This window comes from Serratia sp. H402Y (assembly GCF_051172415.1).
GTDB lineage: Bacteria > Pseudomonadota > Gammaproteobacteria > Enterobacterales > Enterobacteriaceae > Serratia > Serratia ureilytica.
Window position 1 is genome coordinate 41565 of sequence record NZ_JBPIYZ010000008.1, and the last position, 24031, is coordinate 65595.

At 60.5% G+C, this 24031-nt stretch carries 25 protein-coding genes; 14 read left to right on the forward strand and 11 right to left on the reverse strand.

Features of this window, described 5'->3' with window-relative positions; translation table 11 throughout:
• Nucleotides 1–182: 182 nt before the first annotated feature.
• Nucleotides 183–767, forward strand: coding sequence for a DUF1454 family protein (locus tag ACSBQS_RS23625; RefSeq protein ID WP_033652211.1), 585 nt, complete (start codon nucleotides 183–185; stop codon nucleotides 765–767).
• 127 nt (nucleotides 768–894) lie between these two features.
• A complete protein-coding gene (tpiA, locus tag ACSBQS_RS23630; protein WP_004931113.1) occupies nucleotides 895–1662 on the forward strand; it encodes a triose-phosphate isomerase in 768 nt (255 codons plus the stop codon).
• 65 nt (nucleotides 1663–1727) lie between these two features.
• Here the strand turns inward: tpiA and ACSBQS_RS23635 are convergent, their stop codons facing one another.
• From ACSBQS_RS23635 to cpxP, 4 genes are all read right to left on the reverse strand, one after another.
• A complete protein-coding gene (locus tag ACSBQS_RS23635; protein WP_033645235.1) occupies nucleotides 1728–2717 on the reverse strand; it encodes a sulfate ABC transporter substrate-binding protein in 990 nt (329 codons plus the stop codon).
• 183 nt (nucleotides 2718–2900) lie between these two features.
• Nucleotides 2901–3863 (reverse strand): 6-phosphofructokinase, encoded by a 963-nt coding sequence (gene pfkA / locus ACSBQS_RS23640; RefSeq protein WP_004931116.1) that lies wholly within the window; start codon nucleotides 3861–3863, stop codon nucleotides 2901–2903.
• A gap of 231 nt (nucleotides 3864–4094) precedes the next feature.
• Nucleotides 4095–4997 carry a CDF family cation-efflux transporter FieF gene (gene fieF, locus ACSBQS_RS23645; protein ID WP_033631333.1) on the reverse strand — a complete coding sequence of 301 codons (903 nt, stop codon included), beginning with the start codon at nucleotides 4995–4997 and terminating at the stop codon, nucleotides 4095–4097.
• Nucleotides 4998–5128: 131 nt separating this feature from the next.
• The gene (cpxP, locus tag ACSBQS_RS23650; protein ID WP_004931122.1) at nucleotides 5129–5608 is read right to left on the reverse strand and encodes a cell-envelope stress modulator CpxP; all 480 of its coding nucleotides are present in this window, start codon (nucleotides 5606–5608) and stop codon (nucleotides 5129–5131) included.
• A gap of 148 nt (nucleotides 5609–5756) precedes the next feature.
• Here cpxP and cpxR point away from each other — a divergent pair, with 148 nt between their 5' ends.
• The 5 genes from cpxR to ACSBQS_RS23675 all read left to right on the forward strand — a co-directional run bounded on the left by cpxR (nucleotide 5757) and on the right by ACSBQS_RS23675 (nucleotide 9974).
• Nucleotides 5757–6455 carry an envelope stress response regulator transcription factor CpxR gene (cpxR, locus tag ACSBQS_RS23655; protein ID WP_004931124.1) on the forward strand — a complete coding sequence of 233 codons (699 nt, stop codon included), beginning with the start codon at nucleotides 5757–5759 and terminating at the stop codon, nucleotides 6453–6455.
• Entirely contained in the window at nucleotides 6452–7846 is a 1395-nt protein-coding gene (gene cpxA / locus ACSBQS_RS23660) for an envelope stress sensor histidine kinase CpxA (RefSeq protein WP_047025851.1), read from the forward strand. The genes cpxR and cpxA overlap by 4 nt, the downstream gene beginning before the upstream one ends.
• 43 nt (nucleotides 7847–7889) lie before the next feature.
• Entirely contained in the window at nucleotides 7890–8363 is a 474-nt protein-coding gene (gene trmL, locus ACSBQS_RS23665) for a tRNA (uridine(34)/cytosine(34)/5-carboxymethylaminomethyluridine(34)-2'-O)-methyltransferase TrmL (RefSeq protein ID WP_033645205.1), read from the forward strand.
• A 61-nt stretch (nucleotides 8364–8424) separates the two neighbouring features.
• Nucleotides 8425–9198 carry a CHAD domain-containing protein gene (locus ACSBQS_RS23670; RefSeq protein ID WP_434991368.1) on the forward strand — a complete coding sequence of 258 codons (774 nt, stop codon included), beginning with the start codon at nucleotides 8425–8427 and terminating at the stop codon, nucleotides 9196–9198.
• Nucleotides 9199–9302: 104 nt separating this feature from the next.
• The gene (locus ACSBQS_RS23675; protein WP_033645203.1) at nucleotides 9303–9974 is read left to right on the forward strand and encodes a DUF3313 domain-containing protein; all 672 of its coding nucleotides are present in this window, start codon (nucleotides 9303–9305) and stop codon (nucleotides 9972–9974) included.
• Nucleotides 9975–10035: 61 nt separating this feature from the next.
• Here the strand turns inward: ACSBQS_RS23675 and cysE are convergent, their stop codons facing one another.
• From cysE to ACSBQS_RS23700, 5 genes are all read right to left on the reverse strand, one after another.
• The gene (gene cysE / locus ACSBQS_RS23680; protein WP_025304676.1) at nucleotides 10036–10857 is read right to left on the reverse strand and encodes a serine O-acetyltransferase; all 822 of its coding nucleotides are present in this window, start codon (nucleotides 10855–10857) and stop codon (nucleotides 10036–10038) included.
• A gap of 106 nt (nucleotides 10858–10963) precedes the next feature.
• On the reverse strand, nucleotides 10964–11983 hold the full coding sequence (gpsA, locus tag ACSBQS_RS23685; RefSeq protein WP_197750174.1) for an NAD(P)H-dependent glycerol-3-phosphate dehydrogenase: 1020 nt from the start codon (nucleotides 11981–11983) through the stop codon (nucleotides 10964–10966).
• Nucleotides 11983–12453 carry a protein-export chaperone SecB gene (secB, locus tag ACSBQS_RS23690; RefSeq protein WP_004931139.1) on the reverse strand — a complete coding sequence of 157 codons (471 nt, stop codon included), beginning with the start codon at nucleotides 12451–12453 and terminating at the stop codon, nucleotides 11983–11985. Before secB ends, gpsA begins: the two co-directional genes overlap by 1 nt.
• Before the next feature lie 57 nt (nucleotides 12454–12510).
• Nucleotides 12511–12759 carry a glutaredoxin 3 gene (gene grxC / locus ACSBQS_RS23695; RefSeq protein ID WP_019452217.1) on the reverse strand — a complete coding sequence of 83 codons (249 nt, stop codon included), beginning with the start codon at nucleotides 12757–12759 and terminating at the stop codon, nucleotides 12511–12513.
• 28 nt (nucleotides 12760–12787) lie between these two features.
• The gene (locus ACSBQS_RS23700) at nucleotides 12788–13222 is read right to left on the reverse strand and encodes a rhodanese-like domain-containing protein (RefSeq protein ID WP_033645201.1); all 435 of its coding nucleotides are present in this window, start codon (nucleotides 13220–13222) and stop codon (nucleotides 12788–12790) included.
• Between the two features lie 297 nt (nucleotides 13223–13519).
• Between ACSBQS_RS23700 and gpmM the strand changes: the two genes are divergently transcribed.
• Genes gpmM through ACSBQS_RS23715 form a run of 3 tightly spaced genes read left to right on the forward strand, consistent with a single transcriptional unit; the run spans nucleotide 13520 to nucleotide 17364 of the window.
• A complete protein-coding gene (gpmM, locus tag ACSBQS_RS23705) occupies nucleotides 13520–15064 on the forward strand; it encodes a 2,3-bisphosphoglycerate-independent phosphoglycerate mutase (RefSeq protein WP_033645200.1) in 1545 nt (514 codons plus the stop codon).
• A 9-nt stretch (nucleotides 15065–15073) separates the two neighbouring features.
• Nucleotides 15074–16408: a murein hydrolase activator EnvC gene (gene envC, locus ACSBQS_RS23710; RefSeq protein WP_028128084.1), complete on the forward strand. Its 1335-nt coding sequence runs from the start codon at nucleotides 15074–15076 to the stop codon at nucleotides 16406–16408.
• Between the two features lie 2 nt (nucleotides 16409–16410).
• Nucleotides 16411–17364, forward strand: a complete 954-nt coding sequence (locus ACSBQS_RS23715) for a divergent polysaccharide deacetylase family protein (protein ID WP_342165399.1) — start codon at nucleotides 16411–16413, stop codon at nucleotides 17362–17364.
• Between the two features lie 41 nt (nucleotides 17365–17405).
• Here ACSBQS_RS23715 and tdh read toward each other — a convergent pair whose 3' ends face one another.
• Nucleotides 17406–18431, reverse strand: coding sequence for an L-threonine 3-dehydrogenase (gene tdh, locus ACSBQS_RS23720; RefSeq protein WP_342165397.1), 1026 nt, complete (start codon nucleotides 18429–18431; stop codon nucleotides 17406–17408).
• 9 nt (nucleotides 18432–18440) lie between these two features.
• The gene (gene kbl / locus ACSBQS_RS23725) at nucleotides 18441–19637 is read right to left on the reverse strand and encodes a glycine C-acetyltransferase (protein WP_033645197.1); all 1197 of its coding nucleotides are present in this window, start codon (nucleotides 19635–19637) and stop codon (nucleotides 18441–18443) included.
• Between the two features lie 240 nt (nucleotides 19638–19877).
• On the opposite strand from kbl, the gene rfaD reads away from it, so the two are divergent.
• From rfaD to ACSBQS_RS23745, 4 genes are read left to right on the forward strand one after another with little or no spacing between them, the layout of a single operon-like run.
• Nucleotides 19878–20807, forward strand: coding sequence for an ADP-glyceromanno-heptose 6-epimerase (gene rfaD / locus ACSBQS_RS23730; RefSeq protein WP_033645196.1), 930 nt, complete (start codon nucleotides 19878–19880; stop codon nucleotides 20805–20807).
• 22 nt (nucleotides 20808–20829) lie between these two features.
• Nucleotides 20830–21876: an ADP-heptose--LPS heptosyltransferase RfaF gene (gene rfaF, locus ACSBQS_RS23735; RefSeq protein WP_047025854.1), complete on the forward strand. Its 1047-nt coding sequence runs from the start codon at nucleotides 20830–20832 to the stop codon at nucleotides 21874–21876.
• Between the two features lie 2 nt (nucleotides 21877–21878).
• Nucleotides 21879–22844: a lipopolysaccharide heptosyltransferase RfaC gene (rfaC, locus tag ACSBQS_RS23740; protein ID WP_047025855.1), complete on the forward strand. Its 966-nt coding sequence runs from the start codon at nucleotides 21879–21881 to the stop codon at nucleotides 22842–22844.
• A complete protein-coding gene (locus ACSBQS_RS23745) occupies nucleotides 22841–24007 on the forward strand; it encodes a glycosyltransferase (RefSeq protein WP_042785577.1) in 1167 nt (388 codons plus the stop codon). The genes rfaC and ACSBQS_RS23745 overlap by 4 nt, the downstream gene beginning before the upstream one ends.
• The last annotated feature ends 24 nt before the right edge of the window (nucleotides 24008–24031 follow it).

The window sequence follows — 24031 nt, forward strand, 5'->3', positions numbered from 1 at the left end:
GCCTGCCCATATTCTGCGCCGCAGTGTAACATAGGCGCTGCCGGGCCGAGTTTTCCGCCTCGCATAACGCGGCGCGCCGCACAGCTTTCTCGTCAGCGAACCGATAATGGTGTGGGATCTTTGACAAGGCCTGCGGGTTATCGCTTTAATCGGAGCCATCTTTGTCCTTGATGCCATACGCCATGCTGAGAAAAACCCTCGCCATCGCCTGCCTGCTGCAGGCCGCCGCCAGCGCCTGGGCCGAACCGCCCGCCGCCGAAGCGAAACCGACCGCGCCTTACCTGCTGGCCGGCGCGCCGACGTTCGACCTGACGGTGATCAAATTCCGCGAAAAGTACAACCGCGACAACCCGAAGCTGCCGATTGGCGAATTCCGCGCCATTCCCGCCGCCGAAGACGATTCGCCGCTGCTGACACGCGCCGCCAGTAAACTCAACGAAAACCTGTACGCCTCCACCGCACTGGAGAAAGGTACCGGTAAAATCAAAACGTTGCAGATCACACATCTGCCGCTGCAGCAGGCCAATGAAGAAAAAGCCGCGCGCACCATCGCCATCAACTACATGGCGGCGCTGATGCGTCAGTTCGAACCGGCGCTGACGGTGGAACAGAGTCAGAACAAGGTGAACAGCCTGCTGGAAAAAGGCAAAGGATCGCGTTTTTACCAACAGCAAGTCGGCGCCATTCGCTATGTCGTCTCGGACAACGGCGATAAAGGGGTCACCTTCGCGGTTGAACCGATTAAGCTGGCGCTTTCCGAGCCGTAACGGCGCGGCATTTAATGACGAAAAGCAAAGCCTTCGCGCTTAATGATCTCTATACTGTTGGGCAGGTAAACTGCCGGTCCGGCAGTTGTCATTTCGACTCTCGCGTTCCCTAGTTGGAGGAAAAAACATGCGTCATCCATTAGTTATGGGTAACTGGAAGCTTAACGGCAGCACCCACATGGTCAACGAACTGATCGCCGGTCTGCGCAATGAGCTGAGCAGCGTTGACGGCTGTGGCGTCGCCATCGCCCCGCCGGTGATGTATCTGGATCAGGCCAAGCACGCGCTGGCCGGCAGCCGCATCGCGCTGGGCGCGCAGAACGTGGACGTTAACCTGTCCGGCGCCTTCACCGGTGAAGTTTCCGCCAACATGCTGAAAGACGTCGGCGCTCAGTACATCATCATCGGCCACTCCGAGCGTCGCACCTACCACAAAGAAAGCGACGAAGTGATCGCCGAGAAATTCGCCGTGCTGAAAGAAGCCGGTCTGATCCCGGTGCTGTGCATCGGTGAAACCGAAGCGGAAAACGCAGCGGGCAAAACCGAAGAAGTGTGTGCGCGCCAGATCGACGCCGTACTGAAAACGCTGGGCGCACCGGCGATGAAAGGCACCGTGATCGCCTATGAGCCGGTCTGGGCCATCGGTACCGGCAAATCCGCCACCCCTGCGCAAGCGCAGGCCGTGCACAAATTTATCCGCGATCACATCGCCAAACACGATGCCGCGGTCGCCGCTGAAATCATCATCCAGTACGGCGGTTCGGTGAACGACAAGAACGCCGCGGAGCTGTTCTCCCAGCCGGACATCGACGGCGCGCTGGTGGGCGGCGCCTCGCTGAAAGCCGACGCTTTCGCCGTGATCGTCAAGGCCGCTGCCGCAGCGAAAAAAGCCTGATTGTCTTAGGCTTGCCATAAAAAAACCCCGGCTTGCCGGGGTTTTTTATTGCCGCTCAAACGGGATCAGCGTTTGCTTATCTCGTCGAAGACGCCGCCGGTGGCGAAATGCACCTTCTGCGCTTCGGTCCAACCGCCGAAGGTGTCATCCACGGTGAACAGCTTCAGCTGCGGGAACTGGCCGGCGAACTTGGCCGCCACCGCCGCATCGCGCGGGCGATAATAGTGCTGCGCCGCGATAGTCTGCCCTTCCGGCGAATACAGATACTTCAGGTAGGCGGTCGCCACGTCGCGGGTGCCGCGTTTATCGACCACCTTATCCACCACCGACACCGTCGGTTCGGCCAGAATCGATTCGCTCGGGGTGATTATCTCGAACTTGTCTTTGCCCAGCTCTTTCTCCGCCAGCAGCGCTTCGTTTTCCCAGGCGATCAGCACGTCGCCGATGCCGCGCTCAACGAAGGTGTTGGTCGAGCCGCGCGCGCCGGAATCCAGCACTTCTACGTTCTTGTACAGGTCTTTGACGAACGCCTGCGCCTTGGCCTTATCGTTGTTGTTGTGATGCAACGCGTAGCCCCAGGCGGCGAGGTAGTTCCAGCGGGCGCCGCCGGAGGTTTTCGGATTCGGGGTGATCACCGACACGCCCGGCTTGATCAAGTCAGGCCAGTCATGAATTTGTTTCGGGTTGCCTTTGCGCACCAGGAAGACGATGGTCGACGTGTAAGGCGCCGAGTTGTCCGGCAGGCGTTTTATCCAGTCTTTCTCAATGCGCCCGCGTTCGGCGATAGCGTCGACGTCATAGGCCAACGCCAGCGTCACCACGTCGGCCTCGATGCCGTTGATCACCGAGGTCGCCTGTTTGCCGGAGCCGCCGTGCGACTGACGCACCGTCACCTTATCGCCGGTTTCCGCCTGGTAGTGCTTGCTGAATGCCGTGTTGTAAGCCTGATAGAACTCACGCGTCGGATCGTATGACACGTTCAGCAACTGAATATCCTTCGCCATGGCACCGGACGCCAACAGCACCAATGTCAGACCTACACCCCATTTACGCATCGACAGGCTCTCCCAGAAAATTAACGCAACCTCAATCGGTTGATTTAGCATCAGAGCCTGCCAGAAACTTTCCCGGCAATTAAAGAATAAAAAATTTTGGGCTAGATTATTCTGGAATATGTCGCCGGTGAGCATAAAAAAGCCCCCGCAAGCGGAGGCTTTCAGCGCGCGGTGAGCGGCGAATCAGTACAGCTTTTTCGCCGTTTCCAGCCAGTCGCCCTTGAACGGACGCTTCATGTTTTCGATCGCGTCGATGATGTCGTGATGCACCATTTTTTCGTTCTGGATACCGACGCAGCGGCCGCCGTAACCCTGCAGCAGCAGTTCGATGGCGTAGGCGCCCATGCGCGAGGCCAGGATGCGGTCATAGGCGACCGGTGAACCGCCGCGTTGAATGTGGCCCAGCACGGTAGCGCGGGTTTCACGCTTGGTTTCCTGCTCGATGTGGCGCGCCAGCTCATCGATATCGCAGATGTGCTCGGTGATCGCCACGATGGCGTGCTTTTTGCCCTTGGCGATACCGGCCTTGATTTCGCACACCAGATCTTCGCGATTAAATTCGATTTCAGGCAGCACGATGAATTCGCAGCCGCCGGCAATCGCCGCCGCCAGCGTCAGATCGCCGCAGTAACGGCCCATCACTTCCACGATGGAGATACGCTGGTGCGACGAGGAGGTATCGCGCAGGCGGTCGATCGCTTCCACCACGGTTTCCAGTGCGGTGAAGTAACCGATGGTGTAGTCGGTACCGGCGACATCGTTATCGATGGTGCCTGGCAGGCCGATGCACGGGAAGCCTTCTTCCGTCAGGCGTTTGGCGCCCATGTAGGAACCGTCGCCGCCGATCACCACCAGCGCGTCGATACCGCGATTCTTCAGGTTTTCAATCGCCTTGGCGCGCACGTTTTCATCCCTGAATTCCGGGAAGCGGGCAGAGCCGAGGAAGGTGCCGCCGCGATTGATCATGTCGGACACGCTATAGCGGTCCAACTGCTCCATGCGATCTTCGTACAAGCCAAGGTAGCCATCGTAAATACCAAAAACTTCCAGACCTTCTGAAAGTGCAGAACGCACAACGCCGCGGATTGCAGCGTTCATACCCGGCGAATCACCGCCGCTCGTCAGTACACCGATTTTCTTGATCATGACTACCTCTGAACTGTATAGATGCAATTTCTTAAGAATTCTGTCTCCGCCGATCGTCTTGAAACCTCTCCGGCTGCAGAAAACCAGCTTTACGGCTTATTGCTGGATATTATATCAAAAACACCCAGCTGAATTGATTCAAGTCACGCAATATAACGGTTAAAACACCGCATGGCACGCTGAGCTAACTCAGATATTCATGATAATACGTTGCGCTATGCCTCTATATGATTATAGCTCCCAATGCCCCTGCCTACCCGGCGGCACCACGGAGCACGGATCCAGGTGAATGATGACGTCCGCCCCCGCAAAACGTTGCCGCAGGGCTTGTTCCACCTGATCGGCCAACCGGTGCGCCTCGCGCAGCGGCAGCGTGTCCTCCATCTCCAGATGCAGCTGGATGAAACGCGTCGGCCCCGACTGACGCGTGCGCAGATCGTGTGCGCCTTTCACGCCGGGCCAGGAGGAAACCACAGCGATAATCGCCTGGCGCTCGTCATCCGGCAACGCCCGATCCAACAGCGACTGCACCGCTTCATAGCCCATGCGCAACGCGCTATAGAGGATGTAAACGCCGATGCCCAGCGCGAACAACGCATCCGCCCGTTGGAAGCCGTACCAGCTTAGCCCAAGAGCGATAAGAATAGCACCATTCATCATGACATCTGACTGATAATGCAGCATATCTGCGCGTACGGCCTGACTGCGCGTTTTTCTGACCACCCAGCGTTGATAGGTGACCAGAATCAGCGTGCTGACCAACGCGATCACCGTCACCACGACCCCGACGCCGGGATCGCGCAGCGTTTGCGGTGCATACAGGTGCTGGAAGCCGGTGAGGAACAAAAACAGGGCGGAGCCGGAAATAAACATGCTTTGCGCCAGCGCCGCCAGCGATTCCGCTTTGCCGTGGCCGAAGGTGTGCTCGGCATCGGCCGGCTGCAGCGAATAGCGCACCACCAGAAGGTTGGTCAGCGAGGCGGCGATATCGACCAACGAATCCACCAGCGCCGCCAACAGGCTGACCGAACCGGTGTGGTACCAGGCGACGATTTTAATCAACAGCAGCGACGACGCCAGCGCGGTTGCGGCCAACGCGGCGGACTTTACCAGGCGTGCATAGCGCTGTTCCATAAGGGGCCCCGGCCAAAAGGTGTGGCGCTCAATATAGCGAAATGTCGGATAAAAAAAACCCCGCCATCATGGCGGGGAAGACAGGGATGGTGTCTATGGCAAGGAAAAACAGGGGACTACTCAGTCGTACTTCACTTCTGGGCAGAAGCTTGCTGCAAACCAGAAATTTGTTGCTCCATCTGCTGCATGCGCTGCTGATGTTTCTGGTCTAAAACACTTTTTTGCTCTGGCGTCAGCAGGTTATACATTTGGTTGCGCACCCGGGCCATTTCGACCTGGCGCTTGACCTGCTGTTGGGCCATCTTTTCCGCCTGGGCGTACACGGCGGCTTCGTCAAATTTCTCTGCGGTCACCAGTTTATGCATGGCTTCCATTTCAGCTACATTGACACCAGGCAGATCGTGCCGGGCCTGGCGCATCAAATCGCGCATTTGCTGGCGCTGCTGTTCGCTGAGGCTGACACCGTCGAACATGTGGTGCTGGCCGGGTATTCGGGTCATCGCGTCGTTGCCGGGAGGTTGGGCTGTGTCCGGTATAGTGTCGGCAGCGAAGGCAGCGGTCGAACCAATTGCCAGCAGTGATGCCATAACTAATGCGGTCACCTTACGCATTTCAACTCCTCAAGCTTTCTCACTTTGCGAATCAACGAGGAGCAGTGTACCGCCACACCTGAAAACCTGCGTCAGTGCATGTAAAACTACGTAAAGTCATGGAATGGCAACAGTTGATGACGTATTTTGCGTCTGGAGGTAAATCATAATGAACAAGATTCTGTTAGTTGACGACGACCGCGAGTTGACCTCGCTGTTAAAAGAACTGCTTGAAATGGAAGGTTTTAATATCGTCGTCGCGCACGATGGCGAGCAGGCGTTGTCGCTGCTGGACAGCTCCGTCGATCTGCTGCTGCTCGACATCATGATGCCGAAGAAAAACGGCATCGATACGCTGAAAGAACTGCGCCAACATCACCAGACGCCGGTCATCATGCTGACCGCGCGCGGCAGCGAGCTGGACCGCGTGCTGGGCCTGGAGCTGGGCGCCGATGATTACCTGCCGAAACCCTTCAACGATCGCGAGCTGGTCGCGCGCATTCGCGCCATTCTGCGCCGTTCCAACTGGAGCGAACAGCAGCAACAGGTCGACAGCGGCGCCCCGACGCTGGATGTCGATGGCCTGCAGCTGAACCCCGGCCGCCAGGAGGCCAGCTTCGACGGCCAGGTGCTGGATCTGACCGGCACCGAGTTCACCCTGCTGTATCTGCTGGCGCAGCATCTCGGCCAGGTGGTATCGCGCGAACTGCTGAGCCAGGAAGTGCTGGGCAAACGCCTGACTCCGTTCGATCGCGCCATCGACATGCACATCTCCAACCTGCGGCGTAAGCTGCCGGATCGCAAAGACGGGCATCCGTGGTTCAAAACCCTGCGCGGGCGTGGTTATTTGATGGTATCTGCAACATGATCAACAGTTTGACGGCACGCATCTTCGCCATTTTCTGGTTCACGTTAGCCCTGGTGCTAATGCTGGTGCTGATGGTGCCCAAGCTCGACTCCCGCCAAATGACCTCGCTGCTCGACAGCGAGCAGCGGCAGGGGTTGATGCTGGAACAGCACGTTGAGGCCGAGCTGCAAAACGATCCGGCCAACGATCTGATGTGGTGGCGCCGCCTGTTCCGCGCCATCGATAAATGGGCGCCGCCGGGCCAACGCCTGCTGCTGGTCACCAGCGAAGGCCGGGTGATCGGCGCGCAGCGCAACGAAATGCAGATCGTCCGCAACTTCATCGGCCAATCCGATAACTCGGATCATCCGAAGAAGAAAAAATACGGCCGCGTCGAGCTGGTCGGGCCGTTCGCGGTACGCGACGGCGAAGACAACTACCAGCTGTACCTGATCCGTCCCGCCAACAGCCCGCAATCCGATTTCATCAACCTGATGTTCGACCGGCCGCTGCTGCTGCTGATCGTCACCATGCTGATCAGCGCCCCGCTGCTGCTGTGGCTGGCCTGGAGCCTGGCGAAGCCGGCGCGCAAGCTGAAGAACGCCGCCGATGACGTGGCGCGCGGCAACCTGAAGCAGCATCCGGAGCTGGAGGCCGGTCCGCAGGAGTTCCTGGCTACCGGCGCCAGCTTCAACCAAATGGTCAGCGCGCTGGAGCGCATGATGAACGCGCAGCAGCGGCTGATCTCGGACATCTCGCACGAGCTGCGCACGCCGCTGACTCGCCTACAGTTGGCCACCGCGCTGATGCGCCGCCGCCACGGCGAAGGCCACGAACTGGCGCGCATCGAAACCGAAGCGCAGCGGCTGGATTCGATGATCAACGATCTGCTGGCGCTGTCGCGCGGGCAGCAGAAGGGCGAGCTGGCGCGCGAGCAGCTGAAGGCCAGCGAACTGTGGGCCGACGTGCTGGACAACGCCCGTTTCGAAGCGGAACAGATGGGCAAGCAGCTGGAGATCGCTGCGCCGCCCGGTCCGTGGACGCTGTTCGGCAACGCGAGCGCGCTGGACAGCGCGTTGGAAAACATCGTGCGAAACGCCCTGCGTTATTCGCACACCCGCATCGCCGTGGCGTTCAGCGCCGACAATCAGGGCGTGACCATCCAGGTTGACGACGACGGCCCCGGCGTCAGCGCCGAAGATCGCGAGCAGATTTTCCGCCCGTTCTACCGCACCGATGAGGCGCGCGACCGTGAGTCCGGCGGCACCGGCCTTGGCCTGGCGATCGTCGAGGCGGCGGTCAATCAGCATCGCGGCTGGGTGAAGGCCGAAGACAGCCCGCTTGGCGGTCTGCGGCTGGTGCTGTGGCTGCCGCTGCATCATCAACGCCTATCGTCTAAGACAGAACAGTAAGAGTTTGCTATCCTGCGCCCCTCGTTCACGAGGGGCCTGCAACATGCTGAACATCGTTTTATTTGAACCCGAAATTCCACCCAATACCGGCAATATCATCCGCCTGTGCGCCAATACCGGCTTTAATCTGCATCTGATCGAACCGCTGGGTTTTCCGTGGGACGACAAGCGTCTGCGCCGCGCCGGGCTGGATTACCATGAGTTCACCCGCGTCCACCGTCATGCCGACTACGCCGCTTTTCTCGCCGCCGAGGATCCGCAACGGCTGTTTGCTCTCACGACCAAAGGCACGCCGGCGCACAGCGCCGTCAGCTATCAGGCCGGCGACTACCTGCTGTTCGGCCCGGAAACGCGCGGGTTGCCCGCCGACATCCTCGATGCGCTGCCCGCGCAGCAAAAAATCCGCATCCCGATGCAGGCGCAAAGCCGCAGCATGAACCTGTCGAATGCCGTCGCGGTGGTGGTTTATGAAGCCTGGCGGCAGCTGGACTATGCCGGCGCGCTGATCAAGGCGTAATCCGCAACGACGCGCCATACTGAAGGAGGCATCGTTGCGATGCTCTCTCCAGGAACGGCACATGGCTTTCGTCGAGGATATTGTCACCCCGCTTCGCCGGCTCGAGTCGGCGCTGAACGAGGCGCTACAGCGGCTGCAACAGGCGCCGGACAGCGAAGCGCTGCACGATTTGCGCGTCAGTCTGCGCCGTATCCGCAGCCTGCTGCGCCCGTTGCACGGTTGCCCCGGCGCAATGCGGCTCGATCGGGCCGCCGCCCAGTTGGGCAGGCTCACGACGCCGCTGCGCGATCTCGAGGTGCTGATCGCCGAACTGGCGCACCATCACCTGGATTGGCAGGCCAACGTGCGCCAGAACGATTTTCAGGCCCGCTGCCGCCAACTGCTCGCCAACCCGCAGCTCATCAGCTTCCCTTCGCTATTGAACGCCTGGCCGCACCGCTTTCGCCGCACCGCGCAACGCGCCGCCAAACACCGTGTAAACCGACGCCTGCAGCGCCAGCAGCGGCAATTGCGCAGGGCGTTGGCTGATACCGGCTACGATCGCCACCGTCTGCGGCTGCTGGTTAAACGCCTGCGTTACGCGGCCGAAGCCTACCCGCAACGCCTTCCCCTTTCTCCCGCCGCGATGGCGAGCCTGAAAGCGGCGCAAAATGCCCTCGGTGATTGGCACGACCGGGAGGTTTGGTGCCTGCAAGCCGAACATCAGGCGGATCTCTGGCCATTGTTGCCACAGTGGCAAGCTGAGCTACGCCTGACGCGGGCCAGAGCGGATGCCTCACTCGCCGCCTTATCACCGGCGCTGGCGACAAAAACCGGCGGCGCATCACGATCCTGAAAAAAGGCCGCGACAGGGCACGCCCGGCCCCGAAAATGCCCGCTACGCCGCAGATAATGCGCTATGTTTTGTAAGGGTAATCACCACTCATCATAGGAAACCACATGAAAAAACAACGCTTGAGCGTTGCCATGGCCGTTCTGGCAGCGGGCCTGTTGCTGGCGGGCTGTTCGTCCAAAGTCACCCAAACGTCGCAATATTCGGGCTTCTTGTCCGATTACAGCAAACTGCAGGAAACCACCTCGCCCAGCGGTCATAAAACGCTGCGCTGGGTAGATCCGAGCTACAAGGAATCCAACTATCGCGGCATCTATTTCCAACCGGTGGTCTATTTCCCGGCGGAGAAACCCACGGCGCGCGTCAGTCAGGACACGTTGAACAAGATTAAGGCCTACGCGACCCAGCGGATCAAAACCGCGCTGCAGAACCGCTTTACCATTCTGCCAAGCCCGGCGGGCTCGCGCGTGCTGGTGGCCAAACTCGCCATCACCGCCGTTTCGGCCGAAAACGAAGACATGAAGTTCTATGAGGTGGTGCCGGTCGCTGCGGTGGTTGCCAGCACCATGGCGGCTACCGGGCACCGGACGCAAAATACCGCGCTGTATATCGAAGGCGAGTTGATCGACCAGGATACCGGTAAAACGGTGATGGAAGTGGTGCGCAAGGCCTACGGTAAAACCGTCAACAACGACAGCACGCCGGTCACGGCGGATGACGTCAAGGCGGCGATCGACGATATCGTTACCGATATCACCCAGTTCCCGAAACAGGGCTGACCGCCGCTTGAAAAACACAGGGGGAGCCGAAGCTCCCCCTGAATGGACCCGCAGGCACGGCTTAGATGCCGTCGCCGTACTCGAATCCGTGGTTGGTGCCGTTGAAGTATTGATCCATATCCATCGACGGCGTATCGCTCTCCGGGCGCCCGACGATACGCGCCGGTACGCCGGCGGCAGTGGTATGCGGCGGCACCGCCTGCAAGACCACCGAGCCCGCGCCAATCTTGGCGCCCTTGCCCACTTCGATATTGCCGAGAATTTTGGCGCCGGCGCCAATCATCACCCCTTCGCGAATTTTCGGGTGACGGTCGCCGCTGGTTTTACCGGTACCGCCCAGGGTGACCGACTGCAGAATAGAGACGTTGTTTTCCACCACCGCCGTTTCACCAATCACGATGCCGGTGGCGTGGTCGAGCATGATGCCGCAGCCGATGGTCGCCGCCGGGTGGATGTCTACGCCGAAGGCGACGGAAATTTGATTTTGCAGGTAGATCGCCAGCGCTTGCCGCCCTTGCTGCCACAGCCAGTGGCCGATGCGGTAAGCCTGCAGCGCGTGGAACCCTTTCAGGTAAAGCAGCGGCGTGGAGTATTTATCGACCGCCGGGTCACGCAGCCGCACCGCGAGAATATCGCGCGCCGCCGAAACGATCATCTGATTGTCGGACTTGTAGGCCTCTTCCACCACCTCGCGCACCGCGATGGCGGGCATGATCGGCGTCGCCAGCTTGTTGGCCAACATATAGCTGAGCGCGCTGCCCAGGTTCTCATGCTTGAGCAACGTCGCATGGAAAAAGCTGGCCAGCATCGGTTCACAATCAGCCAGTGCTCGCGCTTCTGATTTAATGCTGTTCCAGACCTGTTCCAACTCTTCTGACGACATCACATACCCCTTTGCCTTGCCAAACGGGCCGCTTCACACGGTGGCGCGGAGCGGCCCAGGTCATTTGCGGGGTCAGCATTCCGCTGCCCCGACATATCGTTTTATGTCACGCGCTGGGTTTTTCGTCCTTTCGGGCTCGCCCCAGCAGGCTCAGCGCCGCTTCGCGGGCGTCCTTGTGGCAGTAAAGCACCTGATAGATCTGTTCGGTGATCGGCATTTCCACGCCGTGCCGCTGCGCCAACGCCAACACCTCTTTGGTATTGCGATAGCCCTCGACCACCTGACCGATGCTGTCCTGCGCTTCCTGCACGCCTTTGCCCTGCCCCAGCATAATGCCGAAGCGGCGGTTGCGCGACTGGTTGTCCGTGCAGGTTAGCACCAGATCCCCCAGCCCCGCCATGCCCATGAACGTCGAAGGATCGGCGCCCAGCGAAGAACCCAGACGGCTCATTTCCGCCAGCCCACGCGTAATCAACGCGGTGCGGGCGTTGGCGCCGAAACCGATGCCGTCGGACATGCCAGCGCCGATGGCGATCACGTTCTTCACCGCGCCGCCAAGCTGAACGCCGATGAAGTCGGGATTGCTGTAGACGCGGAAGCTCTTGCCGCAGTGCAGCAGCTGTTGCAGATCGTCGGCGAACTGCGCATCGGTCGCCGCCAGCGCAATCGCCGTCGGCAGGCCGGCGGCCAGCTCTTTGGCGAACGTCGGCCCGGAGAGCACCGCCAGCGGGATCGCCTCGCCCAATGCCTCACGCGCCACGTCCTGCAGCAACCGGCCGGTTTCGGCCTCCAGCCCCTTGGTGGCCCACACGATGCGGGCGTCAGGGCGCAGATGCGGCTTCAGCTGGCGCAACACGTCGCCGAACACATGGCTCGGCACCACCACCAGCACGTCGCGGCTGGCAGCCAGCGCACGCGCCAAATCGGCTTCAAGCAGCAGGGTATCGGGGAAAGGAACGTCGGGCAGAAACGCCTGATTGCAGCGATCGCGCTGCAACGTTTGAATTTGCGCGGGGTTATGCCCCCACAACACCACGGTGTGGCCGTTACGCGCCAGCGTGATGGCCAATGCGGTGCCGTACGAGCCGGCACCGATGACAGTCATTGAAGCATTGACGGTGTTCATCAGGCATCCTGATGTGGTGCGGCACCTTCGCCTTCCGCCTGCTGCTGCAGATAGTTCATGAACAGCGCGTCAAAGTTGACCGGTGCCAGGTTCAGCTGCGGGAATGTGCCGCGGGAAACCAGGCTGGTGATGCACTCGCGCGCATACGGGAACAAGATGTTCGGGCAGTATGCGCCCAGGCAATGCGCCAGCTGCGTGCCTTCGATGCCTGCTACCGAGAAGATGCCCGCCTGTTGCACTTCGCACAGGAACGCCGTCTCTTCGCCCAGGGTCGCCGTCACGGTTACGCGCAGTACCACTTCATACACTTCGTCAGCCAGTTGGCTGGACGCGGTATCCAGATCAAGTTTAACTTCCGGCTGCCATTCCTGCTGGAAAACCTGCGGCGCGTTCGGCGCTTCGAAGGAGATGTCCTTGGTATAAATACGTTGGATCTGGAAAGCCATTTCAGTGCTGTTTTGTTCTGACATGTGAGTAATACCCTTGGTTAAACGTCCTTATTGACACTCGGTGAACCGGCAAGCTGCTTAAAGCAGCGGATCCAGGCCGCCGCGAGCATCGAGTTCATATAAATCATCACAGCCGCCGATATGCCGGCCGTCGATGAAAATCTGCGGCACGGTGGTGCGCCCGCTGCGCTCGATCATCACTTCGCGCTTGGCGCTATCGCCGTCGATGGCGATCTCGTTAAACGCCGCGCCCTTGCTGTTCAACAGCGCCTTGGCGCGATGGCAGAACGGGCAAGTCGCTTTGGTGTAGATATCAATGTTAGCCATGGATTGCCACCTCAAATAGGTTTAACGGTTACTTGCCGCGCACCAGCGGCAGGTTTTCTCCGCTCCAGCCGGCGATGCCGTCTTTCAGCATCGTCACCTTTTCAAAACCGGCCTTGCTCAGGTTCTCCGCCGGTTCGCGGGAGGCGGTGCCGTTGGCGCACACGACGATGATCGGCTGCGCTTTGTGTTTTTCCAGCTCGCCCAGGCTGCCGCTTTTGATTTCGCTGGCGGTCAGGTTGATGGCGCTGGCCAGGTGACCACGGCGAAAATCGTCGCGGCTGCGGGTGTCGACCACCACGGCATCTTCTTTGTTGATCAGGCGGATAGCTTCACCGCGAGCGATCTCTTTGACCTTGGAGAAACGGCTTTTGAAGGTCATGACGATCACGGCGACCAGCAGAGCGATCCAAGCCAGGCTCAGAATAGGGTGTCTGCTTACGAATGGCATAATTTCTTGCAGCATGGGGTGTAACAACTCCCGTCAGTTAAGGGATAAATAAGTCAAGGTTCCAGAGTATACCTGCCGAGTGCGGCAAATACAGCCAATAAGCAAGCGCGATTGTAGAAACTGCGGGCTGCGCTGAGAAATTCCCGAGGTCAGAGCATAAAAGCCCGCGCGATTCGCCGCAACCTTGATCTCTTTGGGCTATTTATCGCCGGCGGCGGTGTAAAATCAGCCGGTTTTTCGAGGGCGAACAGCCATGCTTCCGGCGGGCGCATGGCTATTCGCAGCTTAAAAAGTTCATAAGAGGTCAATGCAATGTCGAGCAACAAAAAACCGATGGTACTGGTGATCCTGGACGGTTACGGCCACCGTGAAGAGCGGCAGGACAACGCGATCCTGAACGCCGGCACCCCGGTGATGGATCGCCTGTGGCGGGAACAGCCGCATACGCTGATCGCCGCTTCAGGGCTGGATGTCGGCCTGCCCGACGGCCAAATGGGCAACTCCGAAGTCGGCCACGTCAACCTGGGCGCCGGGCGCATCGTATACCAGGATCTGACCCGGCTGGACAAAGCGATCGCCGACGGCGACTTCTTCGCCAATCCGGTCCTGACCGCCGCCGTCGATAAGGCCGTGGCGGCCGGCAAAGCGGTGCATATCATGGGTCTGCTGTCGCCGGGCGGCGTGCACAGCCACGACGAGCACATCCTGGCCATGATTAAACTGGCCGCCCGGCGCGGCGCCAAAGCCGTCTATCTGCATGCCTTCCTCGACGGACGCGACACGCCGCCGCGCAGCGCCGAAGCCCCGCTGCAGCGCTGCCGCGAGGCCTTCGCCACGCTGGGCGTCGGGCGCATCGCTTCACTCATTGGGCGCTACTACGCCATGGATCGCGACAACCGTTGGGATCGCGTGCAGCTGGCCTATGACCTGTTGACCGCGGCTAAAGGCGACTACGTGGCCGACGATGCGGTAGCCGGTTTGCAGGCCGCCTACCAGCGCGGTGAAAACGACGAGTTCGTCAAACCGACCGTCATTCGCGCCGCCGGCGAGGCCGATGCCGCGATGCAGGACGGCGATGCGTTGATCTTCATGAACTTCCGCGCTGACCGCGCGCGCCAGATCACCCGCGCCTTCGTGAACGCGGATTTCGACGGTTTCCCACGCGCCAAACAGGTGCAGTTCGGCGATTTCGTGATGCTGACCGAGTACGCCGCCGACATCGACACCGCCTGCGCCTATCCGCCGGCGTCGCTGGCCAACACCTTCGGCGAATGGCTGATGAAGCACGATAAAACCCAGCTGCGCATCTCGGAAACCGAAAAATACGCCCACGTCACCTTCTTCTATAACGGCGGCGTGGAAGCGCCGTTCAAAGGGGAAGACCGCGTGCTGGTCAATTCGCCGAAGGTCGCCACCTACGATTTGCAGCCTGAGATGAGCGCCGCCGAGCTGACCGACAAACTGTTGACCGCCATCCGCAGCGGCAAATACGACGCCATTATCTGCAACTACCCGAACGGCGACATGGTGGGGCATACCGGCGTGTATGAAGCGGCGGTCAAAGCGGTGGAAACGCTGGACGCCTGCATCGCCCAGGTGGTTGACGCGGTGCGCGACGTCGACGGTCAGTTGCTGATCACCGCCGATCACGGCAACGCCGAGCAGATGCGCGATCCGGCCACCGGCCAGGCGCATACCGCCCACACCAGCCTGCCGGTGCCGCTGATTTACGTCGGCAAACCGGCGCAGGCGGTCGAAGGCGGCAAGCTTTCGGACATCGCGCCAACCCTGTTAACGCTGATGGGAATGGAAATCCCGCAAGAGATGACTGGTAAGCCGCTGTTCATCGTGGAATAATCCTTCTCCATGAGGGAGAAGGCGTTTTTTGCACTATCAAGGGTAACCCGAAGCGCAAACGCAGGCAGCCGGCCGCTGCCTGAACGCACCGCGCCAAGGACGTTCACCGCCATGTGCGCCAGCGTATTTTGCGCTGGCGTCTTGCTGTTGCCGCTCGCCGGCCAGGCGGCGGAAGACAATAAATCCCAGCTGAAAGACATTCAGCAGAGCATCGCCGAGAAAGAAAAAGCGGTGAAGCAGCAGCAACAGCAGCGCAGCTCGCTGCAGGATCAGCTGCGGCAGCAGGAAAAAACCATCGCTCAGGCCAGCCGCCAGTTGCGCGACACCCAGGGCACGCTCACCCAGTTGGGCAAGGACATTTCCGGCCTGAACGCCTCGATCGCCAAGCTGCAAAAGCAGCAATCGACCCAGCAAAACCTCCTCGCCAAACAGCTTGACGCCGCCTTCCGGCAAGGGCAGCACAGCGCCGTGCAGCTGATCCTCAGCGGTGAAGAAAGCCAGCGCAGCGAACGTATTCTGGCCTATTTCGGTTATCTGAACGAAGCGCGCCAGAAAACCATCGAAGAACTGAAACAGACCCGCGCCGAGCTGGCGAAGCAAAAAACCACGCTGGTGGCCAAACAGGGCCAGCAAAAATCCTTACTGAGCGAACAACAGACGCAGCAGCAGAAGCTGGAGCAGGCGCGCGGCGCCCGCAAGAAAACGCTGACCGCGCTGGAAGCCTCGCTGGAAAAAGACCAACAACGCCTGGTGGAACTGCGCCAAAACGAAGCCCGCATGCGCGACAAGATCGCCCGGGCGGAGCGCGAAGCCCGCGCGCGCGCCGAACGCGAAGCGCGTGAAGCTGCCAAGGTGCGCGAACAGGTGCGCATCAAGGAACAGCAGGCGAAGAAAACCGGCACCACCTACAAACCTAGCGAAGCCGATCGCTCGCTGATGGCGCGAACCGGCGGCCTCGGCCGTCCGGCCGGCCAGCTGATGTGGCCGGTGCGCGGCCGCACGCTGCACGGCTTTGGCGAGCAGCAGCAGGGCGAGCTACGCTGGAAAGGCATGGTGATCGAAGCCCGCGAAGGCAGCGAAGTGAAAGCCGTCGCCGATGGCCGCGTGCTGCTGGCCGACTGGCTGCAAGGCTATGGCCTGATGGTGGTGGTCGAACACGGTAAAGGCGACATGAGCGTGTACGGCTATAACCAAAGCGCGTTGGTCAACGTCGGGGCGCAGGTGCGCGCCGGCCAGCCGATCGCTCTGGTCGGCACCAGCGGCGGCCAGGGAACGCCGTCGCTCTATTTCGAAATCCGTCGTCAGGGACAGGCGGTTAACCCACTGCCGTGGTTGGGAAGATAGATTTGCGCTATGTCAAAACCCGTACAGCTCTGTTAATGGGCTGTCTGCTGCAGGCTTACGCTGCGCAGGCAGGAAAACTCTCCATCGTCATCGATGACGTGGGCTACCGCCCCCACGAAGAAAATGCGGTGCTGCAAATGCCGACGGCGATCTCGGTCGCAGTCTTGCCCAACGCGCCGCACGCCCGCCTGATGGCCACCCGCGCCCACAGCCAGGGCCGCGAAGTGCTGATCCACATGCCGATGGCGCCGCTCAGCAAGCAGCCGCTGGAGCGCGATACCCTGCAGCCCGCCATGAGCAGCGACGAGATCCAGCGCATCATCCGCAACGCGGTGAACAACGTGCCTTACGCGGTCGGCATGAACAACCACATGGGCAGCGCCATGACTTCCAGCCTGCCGGGCATGCAGAAAGTGATGCAGGCGCTCGAAAGCTACCGTCTGTACTTCCTCGACAGCATGACCATCGGCAACAGCCAGGCGACCCGCGCCGCGGCCGGCACCGGCGTGAAGGTGATCAAACGCAAGGTGTTCCTCGACGATACCGCGAACGAAGCCGATATCCGCCGTCAGTTCAACCGCGCGGTTGAATTGGCGCGGCGCAACGGTTCCGCCATCGCCATCGGCCACCCGCGCCCGGCGACGGTGAAAGTGCTGCAGCAGATGCTGCCGTCGCTGCCCGCCGATATCGTGCTGGTCAAACCGAGCGCGCTGCTGAACGAACCGCAGGGCAACGGTGGCGGCAGCTACGTCCCGCCGCCGGTCAAACCGCAAAAACCGCAGCCGAAGAACCCGTTCAGCGGCGGCATCAAACAGTGCAAGGTCAAACCGCCGAAGGAAAAAACCAACGCCGGCATCGCGCTGGGCGTTATCGCCGACAGCATTGCCACCTCGCCGCCGGTGACCTTCATCAAGCGTCATTGGCAGCACTGGACGCAAACCAAACCGCAAGCATAAAAAAAGGGCCGGAATTCCGGCCCTTTTCACGCCTGCCGAGATCAATCCCAGCTCAGCACCACTTTGCCCGACTTGCCGGAGCGCATGGCGTCGAAGCCCTGCTGGAACTCGTCGATCGAGAAACGGTGGGTGATGATCGGGGTCAAATCCAGACCGGACTGGATCAGCGCCGCCATCTTGTACCAGGTCTCAAACATTTCGCGGCCGTAAATCCCTTTGATAAACAGCCCTTTGAAAATCACCTGGTTCCAGTCGATCGACATATCCGAAGGCGGAATGCCCAGCATGGCGATGCGCCCGCCGTGGTTCATGGCGTTCAGCAGCGTGCGGAACGCCGGCGGCGCGCCGGACATTTCCAGACCGACGTCGAATCCTTCGGTCATGCCCAGCTCGGCCATCACGTCGTTGAGGTTTTCCTTGCTGACGTTCACCGCGCGGGTCACGCCCATCTTGCGCGCCAGTTCCAGACGGTATTCGTTAACGTCGGTGATCACCACATGACGGGCGCCGACGTGTTTGCACACCGCCGCCGCCATGATGCCGATCGGGCCGGCGCCGGACACCAGCACGTCTTCCCCGACCAGATCGAACGACAGCGCGGTATGCACCGCGTTGCCGAACGGATCGAAGATCGAAGCCAGTTCGTCGGAGATGTTATCCGGGATCTTGAAGGCATTGAACGCCGGGATCACCAGATATTCCGCGAAGCTGCCCGGACGGTTCACGCCCACGCCGATGGTGTTGCGGCACAGGTGCGTGCGGCCGCCGCGGCAGTTGCGGCAGTGGCCGCAGGTGATGTGGCCTTCGCCGGACACGCGATCGCCGAGGCTGAAGCCTTTGACTTCCTGACCGATCGCCACCACTTCGCCCACGTATTCATGGCCGACCACCATCGGAACCGGAATGGTTTTTTGCGACCACTCGTCCCAGTTGTAGATATGCACATCGGTGCCGCAGATCGCGGTTTTGCGGATTTTGATCATGATGTCGTTGTGGCCCAGCTCCGGCTGAGGCACGTCGGTCATCCAAATCCCTTCTTCCGCTTTCAGTTTTGACAGTGCTTTCATGGTTTTACCTTATGCAATAACGCCAAGATCCTTACCGATACGTGTAAACGCCGCCACTGCGCGTTCGATTTGCTCCGGGGTGTGGTCGGCGGACATCTGGGTGCGGATGCGCGCCTGGCCTTTCGGCACCACCGGATAGAAGAAACCGGTCACATAGATGCCTTCCTTGAGCAACGCATTGGCGAATTCCTGCGCCAGCTTCGCCTCCCCCAGCATGACCGGGATGATGGCGTGATCGGCGCCGGCCAGGGTGAAGCCGGCGGCGGTCATTTTTTCGCGGAACAGACGCGCGTTGGCCCACAGGCGATCGCGCAGCGCATCGCCCTCTTCCAACAGTTCCAGCACTTTGATCGACGCGGCGACGATCGCCGGCGCCAGCGAGTTGGAGAACAGGTACGGGCGCGAACGCTGGCGCAGCCACTCCACTACTTCTTTCTTGGCGGCAGTGTAGCCGCCGGACGCGCCGCCCAGCGCCTTGCCTAACGTACCGGTAATGATATCGACGCGGCCCATCACTTCGCAGTATTCATGGGTGCCGCGCCCGTTGGCGCCGACAAAGCCCACCGCGTGGGAGTCATCCACCATCACCAGCGCCTGATACTCGTCCGCCAGATCGCAAACCCCTTTCAGGTTGGCGATCACGCCGTCCATCGAGAACACGCCGTCGGTGGCGATCAGAATGTGGCGCGCGCCGTCGGCTTTGGCCTGTTTCAGCTGCGCGGCCAGCTCGGCCATGTCGTTATTGGCGTAGCGATAGCGCTTGGCCTTGCACAGCCGCACGCCGTCGATGATCGACGCATGGTTCAACGCATCGGAGATAATGGCGTCTTCCGGGCCGAGCAGGGTTTCGAACAGCCCGCCGTTGGCGTCGAAGCAAGAGGAGTACAGGATCGCGTCTTCCATGCCCAAAAAGGCCGCCAGTTTCTGTTCGAGCTGCTTGTGGCTGTCCTGGGTGCCGCAGATGAAGCGCACCGACGCCATGCCGAAACCGTGGCTGTCCATCCCCGATTTGGCGGCGGCGATCAGCGCCGGATGGTTGGCCAGGCCCAGGTAGTTATTGGCGCAGAAGTTGATCACATGGCTGCCGTCGGCGACGGCGATGTCCGCCTGTTGCGCGGAGGTAATGATGCGTTCTTCCTTGAACAGCCCTTCACTGCGCGTGGCGGCAAGCTGTTGTTCCAACTGCTGATAAAAAGACGCTGACATTCGGTTATCTCCAGGATTGGGCTAATTGCGGCATATTTTACTGATTTGTAACCAAACTGACGAGAATGCGCGGGAGAGAATATTAAAATTGCAGCAGATATCACGGCAAACGGCGGACTTCAATGGCAATGCGGGATATTCGGAGCCCTTCCGCTGTTTGCCGCGGCATGAAATGCTATGATAACCGCCATTGAGCGTGGGGCATTGTGCCCCACCAGGCAGCTTAGCAGGGGTAACCCAATGATTATCGTTACTGGCGGCGCCGGCATGATCGGCAGCAACATCATTAAGGCACTGAACGACAAGGGATATCGCGATATCCTGGTGGTGGACAACCTGAAAGACGGCACCAAGTTCGTCAACCTGGTCGATCTGGACATCGCCGACTATATCGATAAAGAAGACTTTATCGCCAGCATCGTGGCCGGCGACGATCTGGGCGAGATCGAAGCGGTGTTCCACGAAGGCGCCTGCTCTGCGACCACCGAGTGGGACGGCAAGTACATGATGGACAACAACTATCAGTACTCCAAAGACCTGCTGCACTACTGCCTGGATCGCGAAATTCCGTTCCTGTACGCCTCCTCCGCCGCCACTTACGGCGGCCGCGAAGAGTTTATCGAAGAGCGTCAGTATGAAGCGCCGCTCAACGTGTACGGCTATTCCAAATTCCTGTTCGATCAGTACGTGCGTGAGATCCTGCCGGAAGCGGACTCGCAGATCTGCGGCTTCCGCTACTTCAACGTTTACGGCCCGCGCGAAGGCCACAAAGGCAGCATGGCCAGCGTCGCCTTCCACCTGAACACCCAGATCAACCGCGGCGAAAACCCGAAACTGTTCGCCGGCAGCGAAAACTTCAAGCGTGACTTCATCTACGTCGGCGACGTGGCGGCGGTCAACCTGTGGTTCTGGGAAACCGGCAAATCCGGCATCTTCAACTGCGGCACCGGTCGGGCGGAAACCTTCCAGGCGGTGGCTGACGCGGTGGTGGACTTCCATCAGCAAGGCGCGGTGGAATACATCGAGTTCCCGGAGAAGCTGAAGGGCCGCTATCAGGCGTACACCCAGGCCGATCTGACCAAGCTGCGCGCCGCCGGCTACGACGCACCGTTCAAAACGGTCGCCGAAGGCGTGAAAGAGTACATGGCCTGGTTGAACCGCACCGCATAAGCTGAAGGAATTAACGCTGGGTATGAAAATACTGGTTATCGGCCCTTCTTGGGTTGGCGACATGATGATGTCGCAAAGTCTCTATCGCACCCTGAAGGCCGAATACCCGTCGGCGGAGATCGATGTGATGGCGCCGGCCTGGTGCCGCCCGTTGCTGGCGCGCATGCCGGAAGTCAATCAGGCGCTGGCGATGCCGTTGGGCCACGGCGCGCTGGGGCTCGGCGAGCGCCGCCGCCTGGGGCGCGCTCTGCGCGCCAACCGTTACGATCGCGCTTACGTTCTGCCCAACTCGTTCAAATCCGCGCTGGTGCCTTTCTTCGCCGATATCCCGCAGCGCACCGGCTGGCGGGGCGAAATGCGCTACGGCCTGCTGAACGACGTGCGCGTGCTCGACAAGGCGGCTTTCCCGCTGATGGTGCAGCGCTATGTGGCGCTGGCCTATGACAAAGGCCGCGTTCAGCGCGCAGACGATCTGCCGCAGCCGCTGCTGTGGCCGCAGCTGCGGGTGAGCGACGAAGAGATCGCCGAAACCACCTCGGCCTTCAACCTGACCGACAGCCGCCCGATCGTCGGCTTCTGCCCAGGCGCGGAGTTCGGCCCCGCCAAGCGCTGGCCGCACTATCACTACGCGGCGCTGGCTCAACGGCTGATCGAGAGCGGCTATCAAATCGCGCTGTTCGGTTCGGCAAAAGACCATGAGGCCGGCGAACAGATCCGCGCCGCGTTGCAGGACGACGCGCGCGATTTCTGCCTTAATCTGGCCGGAAAAACCCAGCTGGAGCAGGCGGTGATCCTGATCGCGGCCTGCCGGGCGGTGGTCAGCAACGACTCCGGTTTAATGCACGTTGCCGCAGCGTTGAACAAACCGCTGATAGCCTTGTACGGCCCAAGCAGCCCCGACTTCACGCCGCCGCTCTCCGACAAGGCGCGGGTGATTCGCTTGATCAGCGGCTACCACAAGGTGCGTAAGGGCGATGCCGAACAGGGGTATCACCAAAGTTTGATCGATATTCAGCCGCAGCAAGTGTTGGATGCGCTGACGCCGTTGCTTGTCGCCAGCGAGGAATAGTCATGCAGGTGTTAATCGTAAAAACGTCCTCGATGGGAGACGTGCTGCATACGCTGCCCGCCCTGACCGATGCGCTGCAGGCCATTCCCGATATCCGCTTCGACTGGGTAGTGGAAGAAGGTTTCAGCCAAATCCCCACCTGGCACCCGGCGGTGGATCGCGTGATCCCGGTGGCCATTCGCCGCTGGCGCAAAAACTGGTTCGGCAGCGACACCCGACAGCAGCGCTGCGACTTCAAGCGCGCGCTGCAAGAACGCCGTTACGACGTGGTGATCGACGCGCAGGGCCTGATGAAAAGCGCCGCGCTGATCACGCGCGTCGCCAAGGGCAGCAAACATGGCCCGGACTGCAAAAGCGCGCGCGAACCGTTCGCCAGCTGGTTCTACAACGTGCGCCATGAGATAGACAAACGGCAGCACGCGGTGGAACGCACGCGCGAGCTGTTCGCCAAAAGCCTCGGCTACGATAAACCGGGCAGCTACGGCGACTATGCCATCGCCGCGCGTTTTCTCAGCCAGCCGCCGGTCGATGCCGGTCAATATCTGGTGTTTTTGCACGCTACGACCCGCGACGACAAGCATTGGCCGGAGCAGAACTGGCGCGAGCTGATCGCGCTGACGGCCGACAGCGGGCTGAAGATCAAACTGCCCTGGGGGGCGGAGCATGAACATCAGCGCGCGCTGCGGTTGGCGGAAGGTTTCCCACATGTCGAGGTGCTGCCGAAGCTCAGCCTGCAGCAGGTGGCTGACGTGCTGGCGGGTGCCAGGGGCGTGGTCTCGGTCGACACCGGGCTCAGCCATTTGACCGCCGCGCTCGACAAACCGAACATCACGCTGTTTGGGCCGACCGATCCCGGCCTGATCGGCGGCTACGGGCAAAATCAGCACTCGCTGATTTCGCCGGAAAAAAGCATGGCGACAATCGACGCCGATACGGCATGGCAGGCGTTGCAAAAGGTTATAGCATGAAAAAACTGCACATTATCAACCTGGGTAAAATGGGCGGCGTCGAGCGCCTGTTCCTGCAGTACATCAACGATACCACCGACGGCAGCAACCAGGTCCTGTGCATCAGCGGCGACATCGGCGAGGAGATCCGCCGCCAGTTGCCGGCGCACCAACCCGTCACCTTCGCCAACCGCCTGATCAATGCGCTGCCGCTGCGCTGCCCGCAGTTCCTGCGAAAATTTCTGTTGAAGTGGAAAATCGAGCGGGCCAACGCCGACGTGGTGATCGTCTGGGACCTGGTGCCGGGGCTGGCGGCCAAACCCAAGCGCGGCAAGCTGGTTTACTACGATCACGGCTGCTCCTGGCGCTACCCGAAAAATCAAAAGACGCTGCGTTTCTTCGCCATGCTGGACGGCGTGATTTCCGCCTCACACGCCTCGAAGCGGGTGATGGAGCTGCGCTTTAATCTGCCTTGCCCAAACCACGTGGTGATCAACCGCATCAAGACGCCGGCGGGGATCGACAACACGCCGAAAACGCTGTCACAGCCGATCAGAATCGGCACCGCCTCGCGTCTGGTCAGCCTGAAAGGCATCAGCGTTTCATTATTGATGATGCAGGAACTGCTGCGACGCGGGCATGACGTCACGCTGGAAGTGGCCGGCAAAGGGCCGGATCGCGCGGCGTTTGAGGCGCTGGCGGCCCGGCTCCAGCTCGGCGATCGCGTCACCTTCAGCGGCTACCAGGATGACGTCGCCGGCTTCTTCAATCGCACACACATTTACATGAGCACGCCGATCACCGAGCCGTTCGGCTTGTCCTGCATGGAATCGCTCTATTTCGGCGTGCCGGTCATCTTCCCGCAGGTTGACGGCCAGCCGGAAGCGGTGAAAGACGGCGTCTGCGGCATTGGCCTGGTTCCGTCGGTCACCATCGAACAACACCGGCAGCTCACCGATATCGAGGTCGACTTCCCGCATGAAGTCTACGATCCGTTAACCGACAGCCTGGTGTCGCCCAAGCTGTTGTCGCATATCGACTGCGCGGATGCCGTTGAGACATTGCTGGCGGGCGAAACCTACCAGACGTTGAGCCGAAACGCGCAGCGCTATCCTGCTGAACATTTCAACTATGCTCAGTTCAAAGCTGAGTTTGACGACACGCTGCGATCCTTCATCGTTTAATCAACACGTGAGCCGGAAAACACG